General features: G+C 58.0%; 7 protein-coding genes. 6 read left to right on the plus strand and 1 reads right to left on the minus strand.

The features are described from left to right. The 6 genes from ACIREA_RS24145 to ACIREA_RS24170 all read left to right on the plus strand — a co-directional run. The coding region (locus ACIREA_RS24145) for a hypothetical protein (protein WP_397384896.1) at positions 1 to 502 on the plus strand (502 nt) is incomplete at its 5' end. 89 nt (positions 503 to 591) lie between these two features. Beyond that, the gene (locus ACIREA_RS24150) at positions 592 to 1,662 is read left to right on the plus strand and encodes a DNA ligase (protein ID WP_397384897.1); all 1,071 of its coding nucleotides are present in this window, start codon (positions 592 to 594) and stop codon (positions 1,660 to 1,662) included. A gap of 77 nt (positions 1,663 to 1,739) precedes the next feature. After that, complete coding sequence (locus ACIREA_RS24155) at positions 1,740 to 3,161, plus strand: DNA polymerase III subunit beta (protein WP_397384898.1); 1,422 nt, start codon at positions 1,740 to 1,742, stop codon at positions 3,159 to 3,161. Positions 3,162 to 3,248: 87 nt separating this feature from the next. Then, positions 3,249 to 4,025 carry a DUF932 domain-containing protein gene (locus tag ACIREA_RS24160; protein ID WP_397384899.1) on the plus strand — a complete coding sequence of 259 codons (777 nt, stop codon included), beginning with the start codon at positions 3,249 to 3,251 and terminating at the stop codon, positions 4,023 to 4,025. Beyond that, a complete protein-coding gene (locus ACIREA_RS24165) occupies positions 4,022 to 4,228 on the plus strand; it encodes a hypothetical protein (protein WP_397384900.1) in 207 nt (68 codons plus the stop codon). The genes ACIREA_RS24160 and ACIREA_RS24165 overlap by 4 nt, the downstream gene beginning before the upstream one ends. Before the next feature lie 511 nt (positions 4,229 to 4,739). Continuing rightward, on the plus strand, positions 4,740 to 5,165 hold the full coding sequence (locus tag ACIREA_RS24170) for a hypothetical protein (protein ID WP_397384901.1): 426 nt from the start codon (positions 4,740 to 4,742) through the stop codon (positions 5,163 to 5,165). A 13-nt stretch (positions 5,166 to 5,178) separates the two neighbouring features. On the opposite strand, the gene ACIREA_RS24175 is transcribed toward ACIREA_RS24170, so the two are convergent. Further along, entirely contained in the window at positions 5,179 to 5,874 is a 696-nt protein-coding gene (locus ACIREA_RS24175) for a PEP-CTERM sorting domain-containing protein (RefSeq protein ID WP_397384902.1), read from the minus strand. Between the last annotated feature and the right edge of the window lie 376 nt (positions 5,875 to 6,250).

Consider the following 6,250-nt stretch of genomic DNA (forward strand, 5'->3'; position numbering starts at 1 on the left):
ACCCGAATGGGACGAACAGTCCCCCCCACCACCACCCCGCCAGCTCCCAACGGTGCCCGCCACCACATGGGCGAAGCAGGTCCACCAGATCGTCATCCGACGATGGCAGCCTGAACCGCTGATCGAACCGGTCGTGGACCACGACCTTCCCCACCTGAGCGCCATTGAGCGCTCGGCCGAGGTCCTCAGCTTCACCTGCCGCCGGTTTGAATACTGGATCTCACCGCAGGGCATCCTGCGGGAGTGGTTCAAGTTCAACCTGCGTCTTGCTCTCGGACTTGCGGTGCCCGCCGTACTGGTGGCACCGCTGGTCACTCTGGCCTTGCAGCAGTTCAATGTCTGGATCGACCTCATCACGCGGACCACCTCCAACATGGTGCTCGTCCCGCTTTCGGCCATGCTGGTCATCGGCCTCATCTGCGGACTCATCTCCATCGGGAAATCGATCCTCACGATGCGCATGCGCCAGCAGCAACAACGCCGCGATCCGTACAACTACTGACGCGGCACAGACCCACCCACACAAACCCAAGAGCCGGATGATCACAAGGTCGTCCGGCTCTTTTCATTTCAAGAAAGGACACTCATCTCATGGAAAACATCACCCTGTACTTTCGCTCAGGCCCCTCCGACAAAGTGTATCAGGCCAGCATCCTCCCCAGAGATACCGGGTATCTCGTACACTTCGCCTATGGCCGGCGCGGCTCCACTCTCAGCACCGGCAGCAAAACACCAGAGCCGGTGGAATACCCCATTGCCAAAGACATCTACGACCGGCTCGTCCGCGAGAAGCTGTCAAAGGGCTATATGCCCGGAACCGACGCGGCCATCACCACACCACCGGATTCCCCCGGCCAGCATAGCGGTATCCAGTGCCAACTCCTCAATCCCATCAACGAACAGCAGCTCGATCAGTTCCTGTTCAATCCCGACTACTGGATGCAGGAGAAGCTTGACGGCCGCCGCATGCTCATCCGAAAGGACGGTGACCAGATCACCGGCATCAACCGCCTGGGATTCCCCACCGCCGTCCCTGACGGGATCGCAAGCAACGCGGCGAAATACCCGCGCAGCTTCCTGCTCGACGGTGAAGCGGTCGGAGACACCTTCCATGCCTTCGATCTGCTCACCATCGGACCGGAGGACATGCGTCCTCTGGCGTTCTCGGTACGCTATCTGCGAATGCGCGACATGCTCAACGCCTTCGATCATCCCAATATCCGGGAGGTGCGGGTGTTCTTCACTCCTCAAACGGCAGGCTGGTTCCAGCAGTACAAAAACGAAGGAAAAGAAGGCGTTGTGTTCAAACACAAAGACGCGCCGTACACTCCCGGTCGCCCCAATAGCGGCGGCAGCCAGCTCAAGTACAAGTTCCACGAGACCGCCTCCTTCATCGTCACCAAGGTGAACGATAAACGGAGCGTTTCATTGATCCTGTTCGAGGGCGACAAAGTACGCCCCGCCGGCAACGTCACCATTCCACCCAATCACGATGTTCCTGTACCGGGAACCGTGGTCGAGTGCCGCTATCTGTACGCATTCAAGGAATCCGGCAGCATCTACCAGCCGGTTTACCTGGGTGCTCGTGCGGACATTCGTGCGGCTGAATGCATCACGGCCCAGCTCAAGTACAAAGCGGAGGTCACGCAGGTAGCCGCCTAGCCAACCCAACCACGCTCGAAGCCCATGCGCCGTACATCGGGGCATGGGCTTTTTGCGTACAACCCACCACCAAAACAATGAACCCTATCACACTCCCAATAGCGGAACTGAAACCCGCTCTGGCAGGGCTTGGCAAAGTGATCAATCCACGAGCCACTCTGCCTGTCCTGAATCACGTCAAAGTTGAACGCACTGCTGAAGGTTGGATCGCCCTCACAGGCACCGACCTGGACCGCTTCGTCACCATGCGTCTCGAACATCCCGCCGAAGGGACGCCCATGGCTGTGCTCATCCCGTATGTCCAGCTTGTACAAGTCACCAAGAACTGTGGGAAAGACGAGCGGATCCACATCGAACCTGGCTGCATCAAGTTCGCCCTGGCTGACAACCTCGGTGAACAAAAGGTGAAGCATATCCCGGTTGAGGAGTTTCCCGTCACTCCCCGCATTAAAACGGAGGCCATCGCACTGCCACCAGAGCTTCGCCGGTCCATCCACGAAGCCATGGAATGCGCCAGCGTTGACGCCACTCGTTACGTGCTCAACGGCACCTTCATCGACACCAGCAATCCCAAGGCCAACTACATTGTGGGCACGGATGGCAAGCACCTCTACAGCGCGAATTCGTTCACGCTGCCGCTCAAGAACTCCGTCATTATCCCGAATCACAAGTTCCTGGGGTGGAAGGAGTTCAACGCAGATGGGGAGTGGCAGATGAAGGTCGATGACAAAGCGGTGCAGCTCTCCAGCAGGCGTTGGAGATTCGTCAGCAAGCAGATCGACGGGAACTATCCCAACTGGCGACAAACCATCCCCACCCCCGACGACGCCAAGACCCACATCACGCTCGACCCGGCAAAACTGGAAACGCTCATCAAGCTGATCCAGCGCATGCCATGTCACGATGCGGAGAAGTTCCAGACCATTGGCCTTGAATGCAAAGAGGGGCAATTGCTGCTCCTCGGCAAAGACAACGGCAACGAGCCTTGGACACGAGTCCCTGTGCTTGATGCCCAAGCTCAGGGTCCGGAAGCACTGATCTTCCTGAGCCGACGCTTCTTCATCAAGGCTCTCGATTACGGTCTCAACACCATCAGCATCATTGATCAAATCGCCCCTCTGCGTTTTCACAACAAAGGCAGGCAGATGATCGTGATGCCACTGCGACCTGATGGAGCCAACACCCAGCCCCCGGCAACCCAACAATCCGCTCCGGTGAACATGCAGCCATCACGGCCTGTTCTCTCGCCAGCACCACCACCCAAACCCATTATTACGAACCCCACCTCCGAAGAACCGCCGCCCAATGGCACGCCATCGCCGCTCGAAGAAGCCCTCAACCTGACCCTGCAAATCCGGGACAAGTACACCGAGGGGTTCAACCTCCTGCGCGACCTCTCGACCAAATTGAAGGCCGTCCACCGCGACCACAAGAACAGCAGCCGCGAGTTCAACTCCGTGCGCTCCACCCTGCGCAGCCTGCAGGGCCTCAAGCTGTAAGCCAAACCATATGCCTACATTCACCCGGGGCCGGATGCGCATGCTGCGTGTCCGGCCCCTTTTCATTCCAGAAAGGAACACATCATCATGATTGCCAATCTCGATCCCCAATCGCAACTCATCCAGCGTCGCAGCCCGAACCTCGTGCTGCACTGTGGCGCCTCACATGTCGAACTCGACGAAGTAAGCGCTGTCGCCACGCCGCGCCATACGCAGAGCTGGTGTCCCATCCCACATGCGGAACTCATCAGCACCGTCCAGCGCACGCTGGCCACCACCAACTTGCGCATCGGCGCGCAGGCTCATTCGTTGTCCCACGAGGGACAGCGCTACTTCGGTCTAATGGAGGTTCATGCCCAGAAATCCAGCGACGACTATTGCTGGGTGCTCGGGCTGCGAAACAGCCATGACAAGACGTTCCCCGCCGGCATCGTCGCCGGGGCCAGCGTATTCGTTTGTGACAACTTATCGTTTTCTGGCGAGATCAAATTCGCGCGCAAACACACCCGGTTCATTGTGCGCGATCTTCCGCAGTTGGTCAGTCGTTCCGTCGGTCTTCTGCTCGCCAAATGGCATGATCAGGACAAACGCATCGCAGCCTACAAAGAGGCGGAGATTACCGACATCGAGGCCCATGACCTCGTCATCCGCGCCACGGATGTCGGCGTGTGCAGCAACCGTCTAATCCCGCCCGTTCTTCATGAGTGGCGCGAGCCTCGGCATGATGCGTTTGAAGGGCGGAACGTGTGGAGCTTGTTCAACGCGTTCACCGAATCCTTGAAGGAAGGCAATCTCGCCGAACTTCCGAAACGCACCGAAGCGCTGCACGGTCTGCTCGACACACACGTGGGACTCCTATCATGAGTGCTCCCACTCGCATCGAACGCGAGCATTACCAAAATCTCATTGGCCGCCAGATCCTCGCGATCTACTGGGATGAAATGGAGGGCAAGGCTCTTCCCATTCTCGTCCTGAGCGGTCGCGATCTCGACGGTCATGCTGCTACCGCCGCCGTGCTTGCCGACCCCGAAGGCAACGCCCCCGGTCACCTGGATCACCACCTGTGATCCGCAACCACTCGGTCCAGTCTGCGACTCTCGGGTGGGACCGCTCATCCTGAATCCGCATCCCTTCATCCCGGCGTTGATCGCAATGCCGGGATGAAGTTGGTGGAAGCGCACGTCGTCGGTGCATTTTTTTAGCTATGCCAGCAAGGCAATATATTAACAGTTGCATCAACACGACTCATGCGGGGAGTGAGGCTGCGGATCCGGCGAAGTGGCGGGTGACGCAGGAGATGATGGAGCGGGAGATAAGGAATGTGAGGGAGAAGGGGAAGAACCGGGGGATGATTGGTTTTCAACCGCCTTTCTGCTAGGAAATTACTTTTGTGTGGGCCGGGTCGAGTTGGCCCTGGATGTAGTGCGGGGACGGGGTGTGAGGGGGGCTGGCCACGATTCTCCAGGCGGGAACTCTCGCAGAACAGCTCAACCAGTGGGATCTGGCGCAAATTTTTTACCAGGCCATCGCCAGCAAGCACACGTGCACCCAGTCGGCCATGCTGGCCAAGTCTATCAAATGGCCGAATATCAGCATGACGGCATCACAATGCTCAAAACTCGCACCCGGCTGCTGGCCTTGCAGCCAGAAAGCCCCGTGCATCTGACTCTAAAATTATACCTTCAGTTGCTGCTGGGTATTGATCTTGAGATGGCCCATCAGGAATTGTTTGGCGTTTCCATGCCCGACGATGCTACGCGAAGTGACCGTTTTCATTTTTTGAGCGCCCTCGCCGCTTACCGCCAGGGTCAGCTTGACCTGGTTCGCACCTCTGTTCCCGGTGGCGTCAAACCGACAGCTCTCAACGCAGGTGAACGCGCCGTGTATGCCGCCCTCTTGAAACAGAACGGGGGCGATGCCGGCACCGCCATCCGCCTCGTCGAATGCATCCCACCAATCGTGCTGCTGCCGGAGGAAAAAGTCTTCTTGAGCAGGGCCTTGTGATCGCGGATTTCTGTCAGGCTCGTGCCACGCGCCTACGGCGGCGGCCGTTGAAGGCGGCACCGCCAAAAAGCAGCAGCAGGGCACGAGAGGGTTCTGGCGCAGCAGCCGTGAAGGCTTCGATATTGTCCATCCCGTGTTCTGCGCTGGTGTAACTAGTGGCACCGGTGATGTTCATGGTTGCAGTGGTGAAGGCAGTATCAGAGACAAAGCCGCGGAAGCCGGTGACATCGCTTGCAGGCAACGTGTAGCTGGTGGTCGAAACCCCATTTAGGGCGACAGTCACCACATTGCCGACGTCGTAAGAATACGGATTGAGATCGAAACCAAAGGCATAGATCGCATTGTCAAAGGTGAAGGTGGCGAAATCGGAGATGTAGTCGTCGGAGGTGTAAACGTACTCCATAAGATTAGAGTCGAAGTAGTGGGGTCTGTCCGCATCCAGAAAGAAATGGAAATACCCGCTGCCGTCGATCGCAGTCACGGGGTTGCTATTGGGGAAAAAGGCGAGATCATTGCCAGTAATGGCGTAGGAGCCGCGATCGAGAATCCTGGAGTTGTAGGTTCCGGTGTTGAGATTGTCCACGATGTCTCCAACGCCGCCGCCAGCGGCGGCGCGCCAGGCGCTGCGGTCAGAATACATCACCACAGCGGCGGGTATATAGGGCACAGCGGTGAAGAAGAGCAGCAGGGAAAGGAGGGTGTTTTTCATGGTTAGGATAAGTCAGAGATGCTAATAAAGCGGGACTCGGTTTGGTTTACTTGAGCGCCACGATGACCTCTATCAGCGCTCCCAGCGGCAGTCCGGCCACCGCCACGGTTTCTGCTAGGAAATTGCTTTTGAGGGTGCAGGGTCGAGTTGGCCCTGAAGGTGGAGCGGGGACGTGGGGCGGAGGAATGGCTGCTAGGAAATTGCTTTTGAAGGGGCCGGGTCGAGTTGGCCCTGGATGTGGTGCGGAGGCGGGGTGTTAGGGTGTCTGACTTCGGGCTGCGGGCTAATTTTCATCGTGCTGGTTGAGGTTTGTTCGCTATCAGGGTGCACGTTGAGATGCATTGACAAAGGCCAAACAGAGCACCTTCAGGGCCAG

It is taken from the genome of Prosthecobacter sp. (genome assembly GCF_044373815.1).
GTDB lineage: Bacteria > Verrucomicrobiota > Verrucomicrobiia > Verrucomicrobiales > Verrucomicrobiaceae > Prosthecobacter.